The sequence below is a fragment of the Sporosarcina sp. BI001-red genome, from assembly GCF_003384035.1.
Lineage (GTDB): Bacteria > Bacillota > Bacilli > Bacillales_A > Planococcaceae > Sporosarcina.
Genome location: NZ_QQAK01000012.1, coordinates 272,264 through 293,625, shown reverse-complemented (window position 1 = coordinate 293,625; position 21,362 = coordinate 272,264). Strand labels below are relative to the sequence as shown.

The 21,362-nt window shown below is 38.0% G+C and carries 22 protein-coding genes and 2 pseudogenes; 1 reads left to right on the top strand and 23 read right to left on the bottom strand.

Annotated elements, in window-relative coordinates; translation table 11 throughout:
- Positions 1-45: 45 nt before the first annotated feature.
- The 11 genes and pseudogenes from DVB69_RS10855 to DVB69_RS10805 all read right to left on the bottom strand — a co-directional run bounded on the left by DVB69_RS10855 (position 46) and on the right by DVB69_RS10805 (position 11,550).
- Positions 46-402, bottom strand: a complete 357-nt coding sequence (locus DVB69_RS10855) for a nucleoside triphosphate pyrophosphohydrolase family protein (protein WP_233505370.1) — start codon at positions 400-402, stop codon at positions 46-48.
- Between the two features lie 281 nt (positions 403-683).
- Entirely contained in the window at positions 684-3,233 is a 2,550-nt protein-coding gene (locus DVB69_RS10850) for an FtsX-like permease family protein (RefSeq protein WP_116019122.1), read from the bottom strand.
- The gene (locus DVB69_RS10845; protein WP_233505369.1) at positions 3,230-3,895 is read right to left on the bottom strand and encodes an ABC transporter ATP-binding protein; all 666 of its coding nucleotides are present in this window, start codon (positions 3,893-3,895) and stop codon (positions 3,230-3,232) included. The genes DVB69_RS10850 and DVB69_RS10845 overlap by 4 nt, the downstream gene beginning before the upstream one ends.
- A gap of 66 nt (positions 3,896-3,961) precedes the next feature.
- Positions 3,962-4,318: a hypothetical protein gene (locus tag DVB69_RS10840; protein WP_116019120.1), complete on the bottom strand. Its 357-nt coding sequence runs from the start codon at positions 4,316-4,318 to the stop codon at positions 3,962-3,964.
- Between the two features lie 1,987 nt (positions 4,319-6,305).
- Positions 6,306-6,710 (bottom strand): annotated as a pseudogene (locus DVB69_RS10835) (amidase family protein).
- Between the two features lie 159 nt (positions 6,711-6,869).
- Positions 6,870-7,313, bottom strand: coding sequence for a GNAT family N-acetyltransferase (locus DVB69_RS10830; protein ID WP_199562850.1), 444 nt, complete (start codon positions 7,311-7,313; stop codon positions 6,870-6,872).
- Positions 7,314-7,377: 64 nt separating this feature from the next.
- Positions 7,378-8,298: a phosphotransferase gene (locus tag DVB69_RS10825; RefSeq protein ID WP_116019118.1), complete on the bottom strand. Its 921-nt coding sequence runs from the start codon at positions 8,296-8,298 to the stop codon at positions 7,378-7,380.
- A gap of 55 nt (positions 8,299-8,353) precedes the next feature.
- Positions 8,354-8,800: a VOC family protein gene (locus tag DVB69_RS10820; protein WP_116019117.1), complete on the bottom strand. Its 447-nt coding sequence runs from the start codon at positions 8,798-8,800 to the stop codon at positions 8,354-8,356.
- A gap of 214 nt (positions 8,801-9,014) precedes the next feature.
- Positions 9,015-10,361: an amidohydrolase family protein gene (locus DVB69_RS10815; RefSeq protein WP_116019116.1), complete on the bottom strand. Its 1,347-nt coding sequence runs from the start codon at positions 10,359-10,361 to the stop codon at positions 9,015-9,017.
- Between the two features lie 186 nt (positions 10,362-10,547).
- Positions 10,548-10,751 (bottom strand): hypothetical protein, encoded by a 204-nt coding sequence (locus tag DVB69_RS10810; protein ID WP_116019115.1) that lies wholly within the window; start codon positions 10,749-10,751, stop codon positions 10,548-10,550.
- A 346-nt stretch (positions 10,752-11,097) separates the two neighbouring features.
- Complete coding sequence (locus DVB69_RS10805) at positions 11,098-11,550, bottom strand: NUDIX hydrolase (RefSeq protein ID WP_116019114.1); 453 nt, start codon at positions 11,548-11,550, stop codon at positions 11,098-11,100.
- Between the two features lie 260 nt (positions 11,551-11,810).
- Here DVB69_RS10805 and DVB69_RS10800 point away from each other — a divergent pair, with 260 nt between their 5' ends.
- Positions 11,811-12,872, top strand: a complete 1,062-nt coding sequence (locus DVB69_RS10800) for an acyltransferase family protein (protein WP_116019113.1) — start codon at positions 11,811-11,813, stop codon at positions 12,870-12,872.
- Between the two features lie 107 nt (positions 12,873-12,979).
- Here the strand turns inward: DVB69_RS10800 and DVB69_RS10795 are convergent, their stop codons facing one another.
- The 12 genes and pseudogenes from DVB69_RS10795 to DVB69_RS10740 form a co-directional block, all read right to left on the bottom strand.
- Positions 12,980-13,387: an NUDIX hydrolase gene (locus DVB69_RS10795; protein ID WP_116019112.1), complete on the bottom strand. Its 408-nt coding sequence runs from the start codon at positions 13,385-13,387 to the stop codon at positions 12,980-12,982.
- 48 nt (positions 13,388-13,435) lie between these two features.
- Positions 13,436-13,963, bottom strand: a complete 528-nt coding sequence (locus tag DVB69_RS10790; RefSeq protein WP_116019111.1) for a GrpB family protein — start codon at positions 13,961-13,963, stop codon at positions 13,436-13,438.
- A gap of 130 nt (positions 13,964-14,093) precedes the next feature.
- Positions 14,094-14,576, bottom strand: a complete 483-nt coding sequence (locus tag DVB69_RS10785; RefSeq protein WP_116019110.1) for a GNAT family N-acetyltransferase — start codon at positions 14,574-14,576, stop codon at positions 14,094-14,096.
- Positions 14,577-14,796: 220 nt separating this feature from the next.
- Complete coding sequence (locus tag DVB69_RS10780; protein WP_116019109.1) at positions 14,797-15,306, bottom strand: GNAT family N-acetyltransferase; 510 nt, start codon at positions 15,304-15,306, stop codon at positions 14,797-14,799.
- Between the two features lie 184 nt (positions 15,307-15,490).
- Positions 15,491-15,733 (bottom strand): hypothetical protein, encoded by a 243-nt coding sequence (locus tag DVB69_RS10775; RefSeq protein ID WP_116019108.1) that lies wholly within the window; start codon positions 15,731-15,733, stop codon positions 15,491-15,493.
- A gap of 333 nt (positions 15,734-16,066) precedes the next feature.
- Positions 16,067-16,807 (bottom strand): class I SAM-dependent methyltransferase, encoded by a 741-nt coding sequence (locus DVB69_RS10770; protein WP_116019107.1) that lies wholly within the window; start codon positions 16,805-16,807, stop codon positions 16,067-16,069.
- Between the two features lie 116 nt (positions 16,808-16,923).
- Positions 16,924-16,998: pseudogene (locus DVB69_RS17945) on the bottom strand (DNA mismatch repair protein MutT); the annotation flags it as partial.
- 165 nt (positions 16,999-17,163) lie between these two features.
- Positions 17,164-17,679 carry an ankyrin repeat domain-containing protein gene (locus tag DVB69_RS10760; RefSeq protein WP_370452961.1) on the bottom strand — a complete coding sequence of 172 codons (516 nt, stop codon included), beginning with the start codon at positions 17,677-17,679 and terminating at the stop codon, positions 17,164-17,166.
- A gap of 140 nt (positions 17,680-17,819) precedes the next feature.
- Positions 17,820-19,259 (bottom strand): tetratricopeptide repeat protein, encoded by a 1,440-nt coding sequence (locus DVB69_RS10755; RefSeq protein ID WP_147300774.1) that lies wholly within the window; start codon positions 19,257-19,259, stop codon positions 17,820-17,822.
- Positions 19,260-19,469: 210 nt separating this feature from the next.
- Entirely contained in the window at positions 19,470-20,159 is a 690-nt protein-coding gene (locus DVB69_RS10750) for a VOC family protein (RefSeq protein ID WP_116019104.1), read from the bottom strand.
- Positions 20,160-20,273: 114 nt separating this feature from the next.
- Positions 20,274-20,795 carry a GNAT family N-acetyltransferase gene (locus tag DVB69_RS10745; RefSeq protein ID WP_116019103.1) on the bottom strand — a complete coding sequence of 174 codons (522 nt, stop codon included), beginning with the start codon at positions 20,793-20,795 and terminating at the stop codon, positions 20,274-20,276.
- Positions 20,796-20,831: 36 nt separating this feature from the next.
- Positions 20,832-21,278 (bottom strand): VOC family protein, encoded by a 447-nt coding sequence (locus DVB69_RS10740; protein WP_116019102.1) that lies wholly within the window; start codon positions 21,276-21,278, stop codon positions 20,832-20,834.
- Positions 21,279-21,362 lie beyond the last annotated feature (84 nt).

Sequence of the window (21,362 nt, the reverse complement as noted above, 5' to 3'; positions counted from 1 at the left end):
TCCTTATCATGCAAACGCACCCGATAGTTCAACGGGTATAATAGTTCAATCCCCTAGTTTTTTTTCTGTCTTGGATAAGAATTTTTCTAATGCTTCACCGCTATCAATATTCGTGCGTTCAGCCAAGTTAATCAGCCACCACATACATTCTCCAATCTTATGTTCAAGTTCAGATTCAGTTTCCCCATTTGTTGGCCAACGACCCTGTTGAGACATTGTTAGACGACCGACCAAACCTGCATCTGTCAGGAAAGCTAACGCATCTTCTTCTACTGTCCATTCTGTTTGATGATACTGTCGTTCCAAACGATGGTAGACTTTTCTTAATTGTATTGAACGTTCAACGGATTCACTAAAATTCATATTTTTCATTTCCTCTCCAATAAAAACATGTGTTCTCATTTTTATTGTAACCTTAATCTAAACGAAAACACAACAATAACTACTTCAACTAAATGGCCCGTTTCATACATTGTGCTTATCACGCAAACGCCCCCGATTGAGGAACGGTCGTGTTGCTTTATCACCTTAGGTTGCAAAGTAAACTCAAATTATAACAATGGTATTGCTGTCTGTGTATCTGGTGCACAAGCAGTTGCTTAGTCTATCATAGGTAAAGTATACAAATAGCCCTTCTCTTCAATAATTTGAAGAGAAGGGCTATCTCATTTCGAAGGTCTTCTTTAGGGCATTATTTTGCGAATCCGATAGTTTACCAATATATAGCACTGAGCTATGATAAGACTAAACAAGGCGACGCTAGTCAGCAACAGGAACAGTGCATTGGTGCCTGTTATCGGGTAAAATGTCGCAAATAGCAGTCCACTAAGCACACTTCCACAAACAACCGATGTGCCGGTCCAGATAGAGAGTTCTTTGAGGAAAGTCCGCTGTATATCCTTGAACTTCCACCCGATCTGTTTCAGGCTTTCAAGTTCTTGACTACGTTCCTGTAGCATCCGGCTCATGTTTTCGAGCAAAGTGATGAACGCCATGATGTATGTGGCTGCCAGCAACAGCTTATTCCAGTTCCCAATTTCCGCATTTACGTATTTCCCTAACACCGTGGCATTGGTCTGCATCACTGATTCGTTCAGTGACAAGTAGACGAACGATGCCAGCGAACTAACGATAATCAGCTGAATAAACGTAGCTGTAATGCTCTTGCGATAGTAAAGGATGTTTCTGACCACCAAGGACCGTGATCGAGTCACCTTTCTCCCCTTCTTCGTGTTCTCCGGATTGTGGAGAAGCCGCTGGACTTGTCCACACGTGAAGCCGATAATCAGAAGCACCAGGACCACCACTATCAGGACCTGATAGACAGCCAACCGGAAACTGACCTCGTTTGCGTAGATGAAGGTGATGATAAAGACACTTGAGACGGCCACGACAATCATCAGCAACCTGTTCATTTCTTTCATATATAACTTCCGGATGTCTTTTGATGTCCATCCCAGCAGCTTCAGCAGCTGTACGGATTGTTGGCGTTCGCCGCTCCACAGTCTGATCCGATTCATGAGGAACAGGAAGGCCACAATTGCGAACATGATCGCCAGCACCAGCGTTGTGGCATTCCACTGGTTCACGATCTTTCCGGATGCCCCTAAACTTGTCCATGATTCCTGTACAACTCCGAGCCCTTCCACGTCAACATCGAGTGTCTGTAGGGATGAACCGGCGATGACGTCTACATGAAGTCCCATGCCGCGGATCTCGTTCGCCACATCTTCAATCTTTTGTGCAGCCGACGGCGTATAATCCGTGATGTCAGCCACCTTCACACGGATTGCATCGATCGGTGTGTCCCCTTTCACCAACCTCGACGATTCGATGTTCGTGACCCCTTCCGCAGGAGCTGTCACGAAGCTTCCTGGTGTATAGGTAGGAGTAAGCGTTTTCATCACCCCGTCCGTCTCCTTGTAAGTCACTGGCTCCAACTGGTAGATCCCCAAGGGGCTGGCCGCAAGACGCTCTTTCGTTTTCCCGGTTTCATAATACCCGACAGGATCGGTCAAGATCGACAGTGAATCCGCTGTCTGATCGTCACTGGTGATTGTGGTCCCTTTTTCCTCGAGAGATCGATAAATGGGCACCCCATGCTCGGTGCCGACTTGCGTAACTTGCAGACCGTCAGAGGTTCGCTTATACGGTACAGGACCTGCCTTATAATACTTGGTGCTGCTGTTCCAATTTACGGAACTTGCATAACTGGTGGTATCACTGTACGTATCCATATCTTCCACTTCTCCGTCTTCCATCACGACAAGCCCTTTGGCTTCTGCATTGAACGGCTGCAGATACCCAAGTAGCGACAGATCATGAGAGAATTCGTTTGTTACTGGAGACCTAAGAAGCCGCTCGAACAGTTTTCGGGTGCCCGGATTTTCGAAGTCAATCAATTGCTGTTCATCAAGGCCATGTTCCTCAACCAGCTTTTGAATCTCCTGAGGCGAATATGCCAGTTCCCCACTGGACACTTTCGCTTCCAAAGAAATCGTATCATCACGTAGTTGAAGAACAGGTACGATTTGTGCATCTTTCAGCTTTTCGTGGCCAGCTGTGTTCTTTCGAATGATCCCCTCTGCCTCTTTTCCAAACTGGATGGAGGCAAAGTCGATACCTGTTAGCTTTTCTTCCTCTTCCGGGTCGATTCCTACCAAAAGATTATAGGTGATAGGAAGTGGGAACAGGGCGTGCAGGGGATGAATATAAGAGAGCATTTCCACTTGGGTTACCAATGGAAGGCCCCTCTCCGCCGAATGCATGAAAATCTGGCGGTAGGTGTCCGTCGTGTACTCATTCACACCATCCGATGTCACATACTCCACCTCATAGACCGAAGGCACTTTCGGGGACGGCAGGACGCCCAGTGTTGTATTGAGTCCAGTAAAGTACCCAAGCGAGGCAATCGGCGCAGCAATTTCTGTATGAATGTTGTTCTTGATGGACTTCCATTGATTCAGGGAAATTCCGCCTTGGCCGCCCCCGATGTAGTTTTCCGGCACCATTCCGATCTCTTCTTCCAGAGTCGTGATAGCTTCAGGCGGGCGGACCAGCAGATCATAACTGCCTCGCGAGTGCTGCACGATATCGGCATGGATAGAATGACTCAGATTCGCAATCGAATATAGAGCAATCGGAGTGACAGAAAAAATAAGGACGAAGGCTGCAATGAACAGGCTATTTGTCCTCTTAAAATACCGTAGATTTCCCTTTAGAAGTTGTTTCATTCGCCATCCAACTCCACTATGGTACCGTCTCCAGTCGTCACAATACGATTACCATAAGACGCCAAGCTATTGTCATGGGTGATCAACAGTATTGTTAAGCCACCTTTATGTAGTTCCTGCAAGATACGCATCACGGTTTTCGTGCTTTCGTTGTCCAGATTACCGGTTGGTTCATCGCATAACAGGATTTCCGGACACCCGATGAGAGCCCGGGCGATCGCCACCCGCTGCTTTTCTCCTCCCGATAACTCAGCAGGTAAATGACTCAGCCTATGACTAAGACCTACTTGTTCCAATAGCTGAATCGCCTGTTTTTCCAGCTTCTTATGCGAATCATACGGCAGTTGAGGGAGCATGACATTCTCAAGCACTGTGTATTGGTCAAATAACTTGAAGTCCTGATAGACGAAACCAATTTTGTTCCGGCGGTACTCCTGCATCTCCTCACGCGTCAGGGCTTGCAAGTTCCTGCCTTCGACTTCCACTTCCCCCGCAGTTGGACGGAGCAAGCCTCCGATTATGTTCAGCAGCGACGTCTTGCCAGTTCCCGAGACGCCAAGAATTGTGATCCAGTCATTTTTATTCACGGTTAAGTTTACATCTTTTAAGATGGCAGGACTGTCGCCGTAAGAAATCCGAGCTTCAGCTATTTGTATCATCATGTACACCCCCTGAAGTAGAAGTAAAAAGATACCCTTAAGCTGATTAACTTAAAGGCATCTCTTTTTTTAAGGTAGAGTCTTATAAACTGTTGCCTTGGCAACTTTCGCTGTACCATCTCCCTTATTAACTGCCATGAATTCAGGAAGATATGTAACTGCTTTGCTTTGACTGTAGTAAGAATAACTAATCTTACTTAAGCCTACGGTGTTATTTGAATCCACTACTTTATAACCAGAACCATCACCCGGATTAAATCGTACGGAGTTCGCTCCATCATTCGCAAAACTGAAGCTCCAACTTGCAAGTGCAGTTGATCCTTTAATGTCTTGTCTTGATGGACTTACGGAAGCCGCTTCACTTACAGAAGCGAACAAGAAAGAAGATCCGAGCAATACTACTAATGACATTAGTAACTTTTTCACATTACTACCTCCTCCCTGTAAGATATTACAATATTGTAATTAATTTGTAAACACTATATATTTAAAAAATTTAAATATATTATTCAAGGTTGCATTACACTTTGAAAATTCTAAACTAGTTAGATCAGTTCCTTTTGCTCCGTCGATAACAGAGGTCTCAGATAGGAATGGGACCGCTATATAAAAAAATGCTTCAATCCCTTGGGCTATATAGGATTAAAACGTTTGATTTTTTTGGAAATTCATTAAAGTAGGGCTTCGTGATCAGCAGTCGATAATTTTCTGCCCAGAGTTTGTTCGACACATGCACTCATACCATGTTCCCGGCAAAAAGGGGGGTTAATTCTTCTTTCAATCAATAAAATCTCGAAATTCATTTGATTTTAATTCCTTTTTAATTCGGGTCCCACTTTTTCCCCTATCCCTATCCCTATTTTATATTCTATATATACCGTAATATGGCCCGTTTCTTGAATACTGTGATTAATCTTTCTTAATTCTATTATACCGGAATTGTCCATTTATGTGTATTGAAAGAATCTTCGTATCAGATGTATCCTCTTCACCCTATCATCCAAATACAATAAAAAGGATTGTTAATTACCTAAATTCCAAATAATACCACTTTTTGATAATCTATCTCTCCTCTGATACTGTTCTCGAAAACTTATAGCATTACTACCTGACACAACTTCACAAAAGGGTCTTACCGTTCTACAAGCGTTTGATTCATTACTTCCTTGGTCAGCTAGTTTGCAACAAGGGGTTTCAGCGTTAATCGCCTTTTCCGTTCGTTCCGTTAATTACAAAAACGCTGAAATCCCTTGTGCGACAAGGGATTTCAGCGTTTGACGATTTTTTAAAAATCACGTTAAGGTCGGTCTTCGCGATCAGTTGGGGCATAATACAATTGAGACCACAGTGCTTTATACCAACTTCTCTCAGGACGAACAACGCGAGGTATTAAAGAAAATGGACAAAGATCCCGAAAAGAGAAATGAAAGTGAAGACTATTCGAGGGAATCACTTTTAGCCCAACAGGAGCAAAAGAGTGACTAGAAATTCGTAAAGCGAAACGGTGATTGACTCCTATGCGCTTCTAGATGCTATACAATTATGTTGTCCATAATAAACCAGAATATACCCCGTAACCTTGTCTGTATCGGCAGGCGATGCTATGGGGTATATTCTTGTTCAAATTGATTCGAAAGCTACTGTGACATCAATTCTCAAAGCATTGCCTTTGCTTCCAAAAGCCTTGATTGATTTCATTCTCTACGTTTAGCGTAATTAAAAAAGCTACAATCACAACTATAACAATAGCGATTGTGAGTCTCACGCAACACGTTGAATTAGGCTTGTGATCTTAAACAAACGATCCCAATTATTGAACAAATTCATGATTAATTAAAAAAAATGGTATAGCTGGTGGTATTCCTGCTTCGGGCAGAAGAAATATGAAAATCGTAAAAAGAATTAATATAAATGAGAATAATAATGTAAAATAAGGTGTGATACAAATTCTTTCTCCAATAATTGATAAAATTGATAGAATAAATCCCCCCACAGATAGGAAAACACATAATAAAAATGCGTACCACTCACTATAGTTCGCTATTCTGGTTAAACCAGTTGATAGAAATAAGATAATATAAACGGATACGAGCACGATACCTATAACTGAAAGCAATCGTGCATTTCTTTTCTTCAAACAAAACACCTCACTTTTATCCACTCTGCTCATCAATCTTGCTTTTTTGTTGAATAACGGATCAGTAGACCCTTTATTTAAATCAAATGTTTTTCTAAGTTGAATTAATTCTTATGGAGACTTAATTATATTGCTTTTTTTCTATATTAATTTAGGAAAACTAGTGCTCTTAATAAAATAGTCGCGTCCGTAACGGTTCTTGCCATTTATCCTGCCGTATCTTGAGAATAGGTGAAAGGGATTATACCGGTCCGGCTAATCAATCCAACGGGTGGTTTAATACCTACCACAAGAATTTGTAACCGCAGGGCTTAGAATAGAAGCATCTGTTTCAGTGCCTACAGACAATACTGTGAAATTAGCAGCAACTGCCACAGCTGAACCTAAATTTAAACCACCAACATAAGGTTGGACATCACCAAAAGGATTTAATACTTGGCTCCCTCTGGAACTATAGCCTCCCACATTGTATTTGACATCCCGTTAGCTAGTTCTGTCAAATTAGCCTTGCCTAAGTTTACAACTGCACCCGCGTCACGGAGCTTTTCAACAAGGAATGCATCATTTACTAATATGATTCTCTAATGCCTGTGTTCCTGCACTTGTATGCATTGAAGCATTTGTTTCAATACTGTCTTTAAGAACAACGGGTATACCGTGTAAAGGACCCTCTAACACCATTCGCCTTTCGTTCATGATCTAATGCTTCAGCAATGAATATTGAATCAGGATTTATTTTAAGAATAGAATTTATTTTCGGACCATCTTGGTCATACCTTGCTATTCTGTGAAGATAATACATAACCAACTCTTTGGAGTGTATTTCTCTGTTTTCATATGCTAGACATATTTTTCTAGTATGTATAACCGCATATAAAGATAACCATCCTCCATATCGTCTGTTATTTCAAAGCCTATGTTGCTCCAAAACTTTTGTGCGGTTATATTTTCTAATTTAACTGGTAAGGAAATCCTACTTGCATTGTATTCTTTCCACAAATATTCAACACAGAGCCTAGCCGCTGCTGATCCATAGCCTCTTTTTTGAAAACGGCTATCTATCATAAAATTTATGATTTGGGGGTTGTTTTCGCCAATATACATTAAAACATAACCCACCATCACATTATCAGCATAAATTGCAAAGGGGCGTGAGTCATTATAAAACACCCACGCTTCGGCTAAAGACAACGCTACAGAGTCTACAAAGTCCGCATTGGTATCAGCTGTATGCAAGTTTAAACACTCTTCATAATTGTCCTGATTAATTGTTCTTAACTCCACCAAAAACTATCACCTTCCAAACATAGTTAAGAATGTTTACACACAGGTTGTCTACTCTATTTTATCAAAGTGGATAATCTTCTAAGTTAGCGATTACATTCGCAAGACTGACAAAGAGTTCCCTTTGCTCAGTTCGTTTCCAGTCCTTTTCGACTTCAGCCATTAACCACATTACTTCGTCTAGAAAAACGTGTAATACGATAGCCTCCCATTGTGCACTCTCTTCTTCGGATGGCGTTTGATGTTTGAGATAGCCTGATAAAAAAAGGTTCCATTCATCCGAAGTAAATACTCTATTTGGCGCTGAAGCTAGTTCATTATGAAACAGTAGCATGACCAATGCCAAGTCAAATGCACGTGGGATCCATTTAGCATTATCCGGATCAATCAAAACAGGTCTTTTTTCTTTATAAATTAAGTTATTCGCTTTAAAATCATGTGGGGTATCGATCCAGGAGATAGTACTATTCCTAATAGAAACTTGGTTCTCCACTGCACGATTTAAAAGTGTTTTCAATTGAAGAGTGTCAATATTCACATGATAGAACTCGACGAACTTTTCTATTTCTTTTATATGCTCCTCCACTTCTTGATAATTAAAATCAAAAACATCATATTCTTCTAGTTGAAACCTATTCTCTATTGTCGATGAAGAATGGATCAGACCTAGCAGTTCTCCAGCTTGTATAATCTGTTCGTCTGATCCTTCATAGGCAACTCCCTCAATAAAAGGATAACAAACAAAACATTCGTCTTCGATTTGCTGAGGGTTATTGAAACTCAATTTGACTGGCGTTACGATGTCTATACTGCTTCTTTCGAGGTAAGTAATATATTGTACAAGGTTGAGTGCTCTTTCTATAGGAAACTGAGTTCTTTTTACGATGTAGTGATCTATCTTATAAACTGGAGAAAATGGATAAATACTCTTTTGTTCTGTTTCTATGTTAAAACCGAATCGTTTTAAAATGGGTATGCTACTCATACATGACTCTCCTTGTTTGAAGGACATTCCACTAACGAAAGAAGTCGTTTCTCTATCATTTTTCCCACTCGCTTAAATACATATTTTTTGTTATATTTCTGGGGTTATCGATTTTACAGATGAATTCCAAGCTATTTCCATCAGGGTCATTAAAATGAATTTTAGCGTGCCCAACTCCACCATTAGGCATGACAAACGGTTCGATGGGTTCAAAACCAAAGGCTTTCCTAGGCTTGATGCCCTTTTTGGTTAGCCAGTTTACGGAGTCTTTGAGACTTTCCAATGAAACCTCGAAAGCTATATGTCTAATTGAGGGATGATATTCTATTTCGACTTTATCTGAATTCCATAATCCCAACCAGCTTTTATCTTTTTCAATCCATAAAAATGCTAATCTTTCTTCAATTTTATGATCAAGTATCAATCCTAGACTTTCGTAAAATTGGATAGCCCTATTTAAATCACTTACCGGAAGGTGTGCTTCGTATAAACCTTTAATCAATGCAAAAAACCTCCTACAGTTTATTAGATATCTAGGTCTCATACATAGATCATTGATGCAGAAAATACTGCCGATTTTAGAAGGCCAATATATTACTTACTGCTAATATCTTCATGAATCAAATCATCAATTAGTTAGACAAAGTATACGGCCTTCTCTCTACCTCGAAATTCTTGAATGATGAAGCCTCTGGAATAATAATCTTAGGCTTCAGTTAGTTCAATAACATATCTACTGGCAAATCATTGCTTTTGAACTTGCTAATTAGGATTTCAATATTCTCTTGATTCTCTTTTTCAGTAGGCACTGCTTTTATAAGTTCATGTGGTGTATAGATAGCACCGCCTTTTACAATAAAGAAAATATCTTTTGAATTTGAAATCAGCTCAATCGGATTGCTGTTTAAAATGACTAAATCAGCTATTGTCCCCTCATTTATCCTACCTAAATCTTTTCGGTTCAAAGCATCTGCTGAAATAATTGTTGCTGCTTTTATTGCTTCAAATTCTGTGAATCCACTTTCAACAAATAATTCAAGTTCTCTGTGTAGCGCCATACCAGGGTATGTAAAAATGCCCGCAGGCGTATCAGTCCCACAAACCACCGTTCCTCCTAGGCTATGATAGGTTTTGGCTATAATTTTAATGAGCTTATGTTGAATACCAAATTTTTTCTCTACTTGACCCGATTTTAAAATGTTTTGCCATTGATTGAGTAACCCTATGTTCTCTTCAACTTTATCAGTTACGATATGATTAATACGCCATGCATTGTCACCTAAGTACGCCTGATCGTAAATCGTAATTGTAGGACAAATTTTCACATCATATTTGAATAATTCTTCACAGATTTGTTCGATATTTTCAAAATTAAAATTATTCCAATCAATTCTATCCCAATTTACGTCATCAGCCTGCATTGACCATTCAGGGTGAAGCATCTGCAAAATCCCTGATGCGTGCTCATTCCAACTTACACCTATTTTGGCAGCTTCGACTGCATTTACTTCCGAGGAATAAATTAAATCACAGCTAACTACTTTGTTTGCCATTCTTGCTTCGTCGCAAACGGCTTCCATTACGTTTGGTTTTAACCATCCATACACTTTTATTAAGTCTGCACCTAATTGCACTTGCCTTCTCACTTCGTTTCGAGCAATCTCGGTGTCGTCAGTATTGAAATTATATGGGCTAGTAGGACCCCATAATCCTGGAGGACCATCAATCATTCTATCTGCTGAGATAACACGTGGAGTCTTAGCTGCGTTGTCAGCATTCATCATATCTTCTAATTCAAATATACTCCCAGCCATATTTCTCACAGTCGTAACGCCTGCTGCAGTAAATAAATGTGCAAAGCTTTCTTTAATATGAACATGCATATCTATTAATCCTGGAAGAATCCATTTGTTCTCACAGTCAATAATTTGTGTGTCGGATGGGCAATCCATAATGCTAGGTCTAATACATTTGATTAAGCCATCTTCAATCAATACATCATTTTTCGAGATGCTTTCCGTATCTACGTGTATAACATTCGCTTTTTTTAATAAAATCCGCATATATAGGCCTCCTCCCTCTATCTAAAAAACTTCAAATGGAAATTATTGCTTTTCATTTCAAGAATGTCGCCCTTTTTGTGCATATTTTCCCGAACTACCGGGCTCAATCGCTTAATAATGGATGCACTTCTTATCCTTTCTTTGCACCCTTAGTTTAATAATTACTTTTACAAGACTATGTAACCACTATTTCTGGTTCTTAAATTCTTCTTCTATTTCCTTTTCAATTTCTTCATCACTAACTGTAACAACTTGATCTTTCATACCATAATTCGTTCTTATTAACTGACCAACCTGTGACTTATCAATTCCATCCTTTACTGCCGTGAAAATTACTACGTACAAAATAAATAAACCAATAATCCATAGTAAAATACTTCCCCATAACATTGGATATTACCTCCAATTAATTATTTCAATAAGGCCACATTAAACTGTATCTGTTTGAAAATAGTCCAAACCCATATGTTATACAACATATTATGGGATAAATATGCAATCATATCATTTGAATCCTCTTTTTGGACCATTCTTAAAATTAAGCTATTCGTTTCAATAATTGGGAAATCCCTTTTCACTATGAATTTCCCCATTCTTAAGTTTGATAGTGTACAAGAAATGATTTAACTGATGTGTTATGTAAGTAAATTGGGTCCTTCTTTAATCAATTAAAAGGGAAATTAAGCTTTATGGAAATACCAAAACGTTCATGCAACCAACCTAACTTTTGATTGAATCACTTACGAGCTATGTCGTTCACTTCAAACAGTTTCAATAGATTTTCTGGAACAAGACGAAGCTCTCCTGAACGAAACGTCTGTATAGGCAGACGCATCACTTTAAATAGTTCCCCGTTGTCTTCAATGCCTTCAAAAGTACTCGCTTTGTTGAACGAGTTATCGGTGAAAGATGCATCATAGACCCTTACAATCTCGTGACCTATATTTCCGTTGAAGCTGAATATATTTTCTAGCGTTCCTAAGTATGCAAGATCCGTAATAGACGTATCGAGTTCTTCTTTCATTTCCCTTATAAGTGCTTCTTCACTGCTTTCACCGAATTCGATTCCTCCACCAATTGGCCGGTAAAAGTAATCCTCTTTCAATGGATCATAACCTTCTGCGACAAGGATGGTATCCTCCTGTTGGAAAACACAAATAACCAGCGGCCGTATAATTCCTTCTCTCATTTCAATCCTCCCAATCACGTATCCATATTTTTTAGGTATACTTTACCTGTCTCATGACAAAATTCCAATTACATATATAACTCTTATAAAACTAGTAGTACTAGCTATTCAATTTAGTCAGTTATCCGTAATAAATCAAGAAAATACTCCAATGTATTGCCAACTTACTAACATCCGTGAGTCAATTCTGTAACATTGTCCTCCAAATTGCAGAAAGGATGTACATTGGAGATACGACAATTTTCTTGAGGTGCCTAATTATGAATAAAAAACGCTTATCCTGGGTGGATGGAGCAAAAGGATTTTTAATGATCCTTGTCGTTATTGGTCATTATCCCGGACAGCTTGATTTCCCACTCGTTAAGTATATCTATTGGTTTCACATGCCAGCTTTCTTTATTTTAAGTGGTTTATTTTTTAAACCTGTTATTGAAAAGGGCTTAATGAAACATATGATTCATAAAAGATTTATGCAATTGATAGTCCCTTATTTGTTTTTTTTAGGCAGCATTACACTCATCCGTTATGGGATTGAGCTTAGTTCTGGCAATAAAGATTTTTCCTGGTATGTAAACGATTTTTGGACACTTGTAGTCGGAGGTCGATTTGCACGTGGTGCGTACGGTGTTTTCTGGTTTGTCACTACGCTTTTCTTTACGTATTTGTTCTTCTTATGGATGACAAAATACTTTAGCCGCACGAAACAAATCATTATTTTGGCAATCTGTTATAGTATTGCCCATTATGAAAGTTTTTTTGCGATGAGCGTCATTGGAGGAAAACCTGACATTGCGTCTCAAACAGTCCCAATGATTTGGAACATCGATGTTGTGCTTATGGCAGTTATCTACTTTTCGCTAGGTTATTATTTAAAGAGTATTTGGATGTACGTTTCGAGAAGATGGTTAATCATTGGATTAATAGGTAGTATAACAGCCATTTCACTCAATACGAATCATGTAATTGACTACCATTTAAGTATGAAATTTTTACGCTATGATCATTTCATTTTAGATTTAATTATTCCACTTTCATTTACACTCGTATTAGTTGGCGTATTCCAGCTCATTGCTGCTGGACTGTCGGTAAAATGGTTGCACAAAATCGAGAAGCACTCCTTAACGATTATGTACTTGCACATCTTTACAGATATTTTGCTAAACGATTACTTCACATATGGCATTGTTGGCTTCACCGCATTCGGTTTGGTTGTTCCAATCATTTTTTCAATCATCATACAAAAATTTTTACCGTACGGAAAGTTGCTCCTTGGCGGATTTTCACAAAAAAAGCCCTCTACCAATCCAACGATTACCCAATAAACTCCATTTCAGTGTGCGATTTATAAAAGTACCTGTGTTCAAACTTTCATGGATGTTTAAACAATCATGTTTGGTTCTCTACCAGGTACTCTTCACACGAATACATTTTAAAAATCCACATAAAAAGGATGGGTATTTTCGTCTAAACAAGATTCAATTCTCTGTCTAAAGTTCGTAATTGTTACCATTTCCAATGCTTTCTTTACTGGGAAAAATCCTACCTCCAAACTCTCTGGACTCGTCGTAGGCTGCCCTCCGATCACTTTCCCCAAAAATAGGGTGTTACAAATGGATCGTTCTACATTCTGAAAGATTCCACAAAACTTGATAATCTCTATATCAATACCAGATTCCTCTTTTGTTTCTCGGATTGCTGCGTCCTTCAATGATTCGCCCTCTTCAACCTGACCACCGGGCATCTCCCACCCTCTTCGTGGTCCTTTTATTAACAAAAGCTCATTTTTGTCGTTTAAGACAATCGTGGCTGCTGAAACAATATGTTTTGGTGGTGTCATGCACTCCTCCCCTTCTTCAAATTAATGACAAAGATACTTAAAGAATCATTAAAATGAACTTTTTGTCCCTTTGCTTTCAAACCAATTCAATGCCCGTTCTTCCATTTCCTTTACGAAAGGTTTCTTCGCTTTACTGTATAACGCTGTATCGTCATATTGATCAGCTAAGCGTTCTTTGAAACATGTATAGCGTTTAACTTCGTCGGGATGAGTCCTTAAATAATCACGGAACACCAGATGGCGTCTAATTTGAGAATGATTATACGGATAAACATGAATATGATGGGTTCTATCATCTCCCCCTTTTCGGAATAACCGTCTGCCTGGTATCCCCCATTCACCAGCAACATCATACCCAAGTAGCTGCAACTGTGTGTTGAATAGGTCAATTTTTTCGATATCTTTAACGAGGCACATCATATCAATTACAGGCTTTGCCTTCATGACTGGAACAGCTGTACTGCCGAAATGTTCAAATTTAACGACTTCATCTCCAAAAATGCATGTTAAAAATTCAGCTTCATCTTCGAACATTTGAGCCCAATTCTCATCATACTCTGAGAGCCTAACTTTCAAATGATCGCCCCCTTCCTTAAACTCCGTATTCAAAAGTAAATTCAATTTCAAACCCAATCTGGCTAGTTCTTAATGAAACACTCTTATTCGGTAAGCGCTTCCCGTTAATAGAACAAAAATGAGAAGTGTTTTATAAATTTTTACTTAATATTTCCCCAGGTAAACCGTCTATCTCACAAACCTTTTGAGATATGAAACCAAGGTTACTTAATATTTTCCTAGAAGGGATATTCTCTGGGTCAATGATAGCTGTAAGGAACTTTATATCTAATGGTTTTGCCATCTCTACTAACTTTTTTGCTGTCGCAGAACCGTAACCTTGACCCCAATACTCAGGTAGCAACATGTATCCTATTTCTGCTTCACTACTTTTATCTTCACTTAACGTCAAATGCCCAAGACCAACGAATGTCTCGTCCAAATAATCAAAGATTTTATACGAACCAAATTCATCATGCTTTTCATTGCGAGTTATTAGTTTTTGGAAGCTTATTTTAGCTTCGTTATAAAGGAAAGCACGCTCAGTTATTTGCGCCATAATATCGTCATTCGATACAAGACTATAATACTTATCAAAATCAACTTCTTGAAATTTCAATAATCGTATTTCCATTTCTACCCCCAACTGTATCAATCCATTAGTCAAATCATTCAAAAAGACGGATTGACGCGCAGCACAAATCATTTGCCATACTAAGTTTATAATTGAAAAACCTGTAGCTCTGCTTGTGCAATTGCCTTATCATATATAACTAATAGCTATTACAATAAAAGCAAAAGTGAAGAAAACACCTCTTATTATAAGAGAGCGCCTTACATATAATTCATCTACTTCAATGAAACCGATATTGTATTAATTGGTCATCGACTCCTAAGTACTCCTCATTACCTAGTCTACCTATCTCTATGAATCCTATCTTTTCTAGCATTTTCCTAGATCGAATATTACCTTCATGTGTTTCTGCATTAAAAATGGTAATCCCAAATTTTTCAGAAGCATACTTCATCATACAGAGGATGGACTCGGTCCCGATTCCTCTCCCCCATACATTGCGTTCTCCTATGGCGATGCCTATTTCAGCTTCATTATTTTGAATATGAGCCAAATCCACATATCCAACCAATTGATCTCCCAGTAGGATTCCCCTACGAATAGAATCTTCAAATTCATGATTTACACAATGAAGCCACCATCTATATATTTCATTTTCAGTTCTATTTTTCTCCCATCCATTCGCTTCACAAAAAGTATCGTCTTTACTCCACTTCAAAACAGTTTCATAATCGTCTTCATGTATGTTCCTGATTTTTATAGGATGCATGATGCTTTTTTTATTATTCATTTCAACCTCCTATTTACTGCTATGGCCAGTAAATTATTCATACCTCAGATTTCTTGCAAAAGACTGATAGCGTATAAGTATATACAACGAACAGGTTAAGATTTATCAATAACAACAAAACGTACATTTTGCTCCGTGGTTTGACAACACGATGCGTTCTATTATTATTGTATAGGCTTAAGATTTACTCATCGGATTCTTTCAAAGTAATCTTTTTTTTCGAATATTGCTGTTGTACTTCAACAAATTTTTCTTTTTTAAACTCCGCCGCCAGCATTTTGTGCATGTCAGCTATCAAATATAAACCTCGGAGCATGGAACCAATAAAAATTACTGCAATTAGCCAGCCTCCGACCTCCAGACCAAAAATTAAGGTGGTTAGCCCCATGATGATCATCGTTAATACAATCGTACCGACTAAAGCCATCCCTTTGCCTCCTCGCCTAATCTTTTCATCTACATCGAACCTGCTTACGCAAATTGTCATTATAAATGAATGCCCCCATTGCTTGATTGGGTCATTGTGGGGGGGCTAGCCTAAAGAACTTTCAATAGTGGATATTCTGCAGGTTTAGATTTTCAAAAGTACTGTATCATTTAGGTTCAGCGTGCAGTTAACAAAAAAGAGGATCTTTAGACAATTCTATCCAAAGAGACACAACAACGCAATTTAATTTTTCAATAATTCTTAACCTTGTGATTAGCCCCTCGTCGATGTGCTATTGGGTCATATTGATCAATGAAAATACTATTTTTAAGCTTATAGTGTACACTCATATACATGAAATGAATTACCTTCGCCATAACCATTCGTAACTTCATGAAGTACAAACTTATTAATCCTATTAGATTTCAGAATGTTTTCGAACTCTCCTGGTTCATAAAGTCGAATGGGAAAATCCATAGTTTCAGATTTCTCTATTTGCCCATTAATAACTAATTGATAGTTCAACTTAGTGTTTTGAATCCTAGTTGCCATGTCATAATGGACTTTCTTATATTCAACAATTTCATGGTTATCAACGGATTGTCTATTCGTTTCAAGCCAATCAGGAATCTCTTCCACCGGCCCTTTGCGAGTCATTATAGTTAAAAGAATCTTCCCACCTTCTTTTAATACAGATCTCATGTTATATAGACTCGGCTTCACTAATTCATCTGGTAACAGTGAAAAAGAACCAAAGGGTATCAGGATCAAATCATAATTCGTTTCACTTCTGAATTCTTCAATTTTACCTTGAGAAATTTTGGGTTCAAGATCTAACTTTTGACCTTTTTTTCTACATAATCTAAGCATTTCATCTGAAATATCAAAGCCCTCAATGTTGATACCTTTTTCCATAAAAGGGATAAGCATTCTACCATTTCCACACATAGGTTCTAACACGTTCATATTCTTATCTTTCACAAAGGATAGATAAAACTCAAGCTCTTTCCCACTTGCTATAGACTTATCGATTTCATAAATTCGCGTGCAAAGTTCTCCATAATACTCATTCAACGGAATGCGCCCCCATACTTTTTAAATGCTTCGTATACCATGTTCACTAATAACTGCATTAATCTTATACTTCCTTCTCGACGATTTGTCTCAAACGGGTGAAAGCTGACCATCCCATGTTCCCCTTTCTTGCTTCTCTCAATTATGAGCCACTTATCATTTTTCCGTATTGCACCTTCACCATTCACAATTCAAAGTTCCTCCAGAATAATTATTTGCGCTATTACTACAAAAAACGTACCTATGACTTCTCACATTTAGAAAGCACACTTAAAACGCGCTGACAAGCATCCATTTTTGTTGTTGGATCTTCTTGAACATTTGTGTTGTCGGTTGTGAAAATTGTCATTAAATGATTAGGACGGTTCATCATAGTGTCTCAATTGTTCAACCACGTTTCTGTTCCCTTGTTCTATCGCCAATTCCATTGCAGTTTTTCCGTTATCTTTCGTTGCATGTACAGAAGCTCCATGTTGAATAAGAAGACTAATCAGTTCGGTATTATCTTCATGAAACGCAGCTGTATGAAGAGCTGTATGCCCATTGCTATCAAATATAGTTGTTGTAGCTCCAGTGTTTAGAAGAAGTTCAATAACTTCTAAACTTCGTGCTCCTGCAATTGCTGCATGAAGAGCAGTATTTGAGGGGATATACTCTATCTTAGAATGGGAAACGGCATCGATGTCTGCATGATGATTTAAAAGAACTTGAACAATACTTTTATCGCCAAAATGTGATGAAAACCCTAGCGGAGTTAAACCTTGTTCGTTTTCTATATTTGCAAAATGTGGGGAGGAAATAAGAGCCTTTTCTAATGCAACAGCATCACCTGACTCGATAAATTGAAATACATCAGTTACTTTTGAACTCACGATAAAACCCCTCCAGTAGTATTTTCATATTTATTCCATTTCTTCATACAAACCATTTACCTTTTTGCATAGCTTAATTTGGACTTATTAAAGTGCAGCCGCTAGAAAATCAAATATTATTAGCAAAAGGGGAGAAAATGCTATTTCCTTATCTTGCTTAGTTCTTCAACTATTTCAGGAAAAGTAGATAATTGATCACTTTGTGAAATGGATTGATAAGCTTCTGCATATTTCTTTTCTTTTATCAATTCATTGTAGTAAGAAATTTCATCTATCCACTTCTGATGGAATTTCCCGTCTTTCCGATTCTCTTTTTTGACTAACTCCAATGCTTTTTCCGCAGCATTTACAGCCTCTTGAGAGTCAATAACGGTTAGTAAATAGGAGAGGTACATGTAATTATTTGGATTATCCGGTTCAATGCTAGTGACTATTTGCCTAGCACTGATGGCTTCATCCCATCTTTTTTGCTTTTCTAGCATTAAAGCATATTGGTGCCATGCTAGCGGCTCACGTGGATGCTTCTTGAGAATCTTTTTATAGTACTCCTCAGCTTTTTTGAAATCAGACTCTTGCATGAGGATACGCGCTTCATCTAAATCTTCTTCCACTGAATGAATACTTGTAATGTTAAGTGTCTTTGGATCTAACCCTGTAAGTTGTTTAAAGGATTCATCAAACGTACCAGTTACTTTTGTATTTAAAACAATGTCTGACAAAATAATGGAATCGTCAGCGCTTCCTATAACATATTCAATTGTTTTTCCTGCAAAGTAATAGACATCAGATTGCGTTGCAGCGTCCTTCCATTCTTGAAGACTTTGTAAGTGGTCAAACGTTAAATCAGGGCTAACGTTTCCAGGGAATTTTAATTCCTTTCCTACTTGATTACCGATGTATTCGCTGATGCCTTCATGATACCAAGCAGGGACATCGTCAAACTTTATTTCCTTGTCGACTAAAAACATGTCCATCAAATAGTGACCATATTCATGACCAAAGATTCCCGACAAAGAAGGTTCATCACCATTTATATCCATTGGTTGCTCATATAAGATGGCTCTATTATCCATTCCAGTATACGATCCGGCCTCCCTTTCCCCTGCAGACGGTCTTGCTTGTATGTATTCATCATAGGTAGGCAAAATAATCACTTCTAGATTCTTCGTTTTAGGTAATTGATATCCGAAGATTTCTAGTTCGAGTTGTTCAATATCACCCATTTTGCTGATCATGTCATGGACTTTGTCCTCCGCATTCGGTGGATATTTAAATGTAATATTTCGTCTCTTTAATTCAGGATAGTCTTTTATAAGTTGTTGAATTTCCTTTTCGTTAACATCGGTCTTACCCAAGACGATATTCATTTTATCAAGCGGAGACAACGCCCCTAATTCATCAATTATGGCAACGTTAACTATCCATAATACCCCCAAAAGCGCACTAGTTATTACCAAGTATAAGGATTTTAATGAAAGTTGTAGTAAGCCGTTCCAATTATAAAACTTAGCCTGGTTCTTAATAAAGCTGATTAGTGCAAAAATAAATGATGTAAACAAGGTAATTAATCCTAGAATCAAAACAATCGTTCCCCATAGTTTGCTTGATAATAGAAAGACGACAACCAGCAAGATCGCTGTGAATAGTAAACCTATTAATGTAAAGAAGATATATTTAACGACTCGCAATTCGTGTTCCCCCAAGTTGACCCGAGAATATTGAAAAAAGAGCTACAAGTAATTTACATAACAGAGTCCAATATTATTGGTCTGGAATCTTTAGACACACCATTAGTGGGTATGCGAACTGGTTACAATTACTTCATACTTATCGTCTACAGTGATCTTCTCCTCATTTGCTAGTGTGATTTCAAGAGGAAAAATAGCGGAAATCTTATCTGAAAAAATCCACTTTCGCCCTGGTTGAACTAATAACACAAAAACTTCGTCTGTAGGATCGCCCATGAAATTAAGAGAAGTTGCACTTAATGGATCGTTGTCGCGTTCTTTTATACCCAACGCCATCAATTGACTTCCAACTTTAATTACATCAGGAACGGTGAGACTAATTTCACTAATATTTAGAATGCTTTTAGGGGAAAAAGGTTCGTCACTGGTGTCAGATGTAGAATGTCTAGCAATGAATTCTACAACATTACCAGATGGGTCATTAAAATAGAGCGAACGTGCTGATAAATGTGGGAAGTCTGCTTCGTCTGCTCCATCTTCTCTATTTAAACTAACTTTACCTTTAACCCATGACTTCGCTTCATTGAATTTGTTTCTCTGTATATTAAAGGCAAAGTGGTAATACGGATTAACTTTTGCATTTACATGTGTAAACTCCAATATACTTGAACCGACTGCGATACAAAACTTGTTTTCGGTGTCATCAACTAAATCTAACCCAAGTGTACCCGTATAAAAGCGTTTCATTTCATCGATGTTGGTGGTGTGTAATGTGACTTGTTTTATTTCCATTATTTCTCCTCCAATACTTTCTCTGAAGTTATGTCTGTCTTACAAACTCCGTCACTCCCCTCGAGTTTAATCCAATATTGATTTTTTTGTAAGTAAATTCCTTTCAGATGTGATTTACAGTTTAGATAATACCTCATCAGGATCATTCCATTCGTAAATCAGAAGGGTCAAATCAGTACCTGCTATCGTGGTCTTTTTAGATTGGAAAAGAATCGCACCATAATACTCATAGAAAAACCGTGTTTTATTCTCTTCTAATACTTCTACAAAAATTCTATGGACACCTAACTCCTCAAATTGAAGGAAAAGATGTTTCAATAATTGTTTACCTACGCCCATTTTTTGATAGTCTTCAAGAAGATAAATAGAGGTTATGTCACCAGAATTCTCAATAGCACTACCATATTTTTTACTGCAATCTGCAAATCCTATGATTTCTTTTTGATTATTTTCTGCGACAAAGATGTAGTTCGCCTCTTTAGATATGTTGCGAATCCACAAATCTGTTCGTTGGTCATAGGACAATGTTTCTAAAAACTCGTCTGGAATAATGTTTTTATAAGTGGATTTCCAACTATCAACGTGGACTTTCGCTATACCCTTCGCATCGGCTAAAGAAGCTCTTCTAATGTTCACTAAATCCCTCCAAAGATAAATTTCATTTTGGATAATTTAAGAGTGTAGCTCCTCCCATTGACTCAAATGAATTTTTTCAGATTGATCTATTTCTTTTGATAGTCTAGTGATAAGCTCCAGACTATTCCCATCGGGGTCATCAAAATAAATCATTGCGTGAGCTTGGTTCGGTACGACGATAGGTTCATGTGTTCCTTTATTAAACTCGTCCTTCACTTTTATTCCTCGTTCTTTTAACCATATCCTTGCGTTCTTAAGATCTTCTAAGTCTACAAGAAATGCTATATGCCTTAGTGAAACATGATAAGGAAGTCTTGATTCGGTACCTTCCCATAAGCCAATCCAACTTTTTCCTTCCTCAATCCAAAAAAAAGCTACTTTTTCATATCTTTTATATAAGGTCAGCCCCAGCTTTGTATAAAAATCAATGGATTGTTGTAAGTTACTAACAGGTAAATGCGCTTCATATAGACCCTTTATCATTGAATACCTCCAGTACATAAAATTCTATGTAATAGTCCTTTTCTTTAGGATACTTGCATCCTTGATTAGAGAGAACTTATTATA

Coding starts and splice junctions, on each gene's coding strand:
- DVB69_RS10855 (WP_233505370.1), bottom strand. CDS start 402: ATGAGAACACATGTTTTTATTGGAGAGGAAATGAAAAATATGAATTTT.
- DVB69_RS10850 (WP_116019122.1), bottom strand. CDS start 3,233: ATGAAACAACTTCTAAAGGGAAATCTACGGTATTTTAAGAGGACAAAT.
- DVB69_RS10845 (WP_233505369.1), bottom strand. CDS start 3,895: ATGATGATACAAATAGCTGAAGCTCGGATTTCTTACGGCGACAGTCCT.
- DVB69_RS10825 (WP_116019118.1), bottom strand. CDS start 8,298: ATGAGTAGCATACCCATTTTAAAACGATTCGGTTTTAACATAGAAACA.
- DVB69_RS10815 (WP_116019116.1), bottom strand. CDS start 10,361: ATGCGGATTTTATTAAAAAAAGCGAATGTTATACACGTAGATACGGAA.
- DVB69_RS10810 (WP_116019115.1), bottom strand. CDS start 10,751: ATGTTATGGGGAAGTATTTTACTATGGATTATTGGTTTATTTATTTTG.
- DVB69_RS10805 (WP_116019114.1), bottom strand. CDS start 11,550: ATGAGAGAAGGAATTATACGGCCGCTGGTTATTTGTGTTTTCCAACAG.
- DVB69_RS10800 (WP_116019113.1), top strand. CDS start 11,811: ATGAATAAAAAACGCTTATCCTGGGTGGATGGAGCAAAAGGATTTTTA.
- DVB69_RS10795 (WP_116019112.1), bottom strand. CDS start 13,387: ATGACACCACCAAAACATATTGTTTCAGCAGCCACGATTGTCTTAAAC.
- DVB69_RS10785 (WP_116019110.1), bottom strand. CDS start 14,576: ATGGAAATACGATTATTGAAATTTCAAGAAGTTGATTTTGATAAGTAT.
- DVB69_RS10780 (WP_116019109.1), bottom strand. CDS start 15,306: ATGAATAATAAAAAAAGCATCATGCATCCTATAAAAATCAGGAACATA.
- DVB69_RS10775 (WP_116019108.1), bottom strand. CDS start 15,733: ATGGCTTTAGTCGGTACGATTGTATTAACGATGATCATCATGGGGCTA.
- DVB69_RS10750 (WP_116019104.1), bottom strand. CDS start 20,159: ATGGAAATAAAACAAGTCACATTACACACCACCAACATCGATGAAATG.
- DVB69_RS10740 (WP_116019102.1), bottom strand. CDS start 21,278: ATGATAAAGGGTCTATATGAAGCGCATTTACCTGTTAGTAACTTACAA.